Raw genomic sequence first — 313 nt, 5'->3', positions numbered from 1 at the left:
AGGTAACTATTTCTTAAAAAGTATCACTTCTAAACGGTATAAAGAATATGGTGTATCTTTTTGTTTTGTAATTGCTATGCTGTCTTTACATAAAGCAATGCAAAATCATAAAGGTCTTAATTTAGACATAAACTCATTAGCTTTAAATGAGTCTAAAATTGATATTATAGTTTCATCAGGACAAACAGAATTTATTGAAGAAATTGGGCAATTTATATCATCTTCAATTTTGATAAATAATAATGATTTAGGTAATAAGTCTCTTTCTTTTACTCATTCTTTAAAATTAACACCACTTCAAAATGATGAGAAC

Annotated in this window: 1 protein-coding gene; it reads left to right on the top strand. The window is 25.6% G+C overall.

The window, feature by feature from the left end:
* Positions 1-313: hypothetical protein (locus SB725_RS30580; RefSeq protein WP_410923094.1), on the top strand; the 313-nt coding region annotated here is incomplete at both ends.

It is taken from the genome of Pseudomonas sp. SIMBA_041 (genome assembly GCF_046535095.1).
In the GTDB taxonomy this organism is placed as follows: Bacteria; Pseudomonadota; Gammaproteobacteria; order Pseudomonadales; family Pseudomonadaceae; genus Aquipseudomonas; species Aquipseudomonas mucoides.
Note: the sequence above shows the minus strand (reverse complement) of the source record. Positions and strands in the feature narration are given on the sequence as shown.